Below are 520 nucleotides of genomic sequence, written 5' to 3' on the forward strand. Positions count from 1 at the left end.
AGCAGAGGTCGCAGGCGTGCAGTACAGTCGCCTTAGCCAAATCCTGCGAGGCGATGTAGCCAAGATTAGCTCCGATGCTCTAATGAACGTGCTGGGCGGATTCGGCTACCGGCTGACCGGCATCACCGGATCGGGTGATGGGACTGAGATTGTGCTGAGTCTGGATAAGGCTGAGGGCCAGGTTCTGCCGGAGATTGATAAGCCGGACTTCCCGAAGAATGAGATTGAAGCGGGAAAGCCGTTCCCAATCGAGGTAGGGCATGTAGTTGATGGCGAGGCTGTTCCTGATGCAGTCGTTATGTCGGATGAGCTTGAGTCTGACCCCGACGCTAACCGCGTGGTGGCCGACGATGAGTAATGATCTTGTAGGTAGTGTGGTATTTGGACCGGCGACAATGGGCGGGCTTCCTGAGCCTTTCACAATCATGGCGAATGGCGTGAATGTAAATGCTCAATCAGGTCCGACTGAGGATGCTTACGGGATCAATGTGAAGGTAAAGCTCCTGCACCCATCCGCCGT

Annotated in this window: 1 protein-coding gene; it reads left to right on the forward strand. The window is 55.2% G+C overall.

Going from position 1 to position 520, the window contains the following annotated elements; all coding sequences use genetic code 11:
• A partial coding sequence (locus ACYVM0_RS27015) for a hypothetical protein (RefSeq protein ID WP_460562627.1) occupies window positions 1-358 on the forward strand: 358 nt, incomplete at its 5' end.
• Window positions 359-520 lie beyond the last annotated feature (162 nt).

Source organism: Ferruginibacter profundus (genome assembly GCF_054783275.1).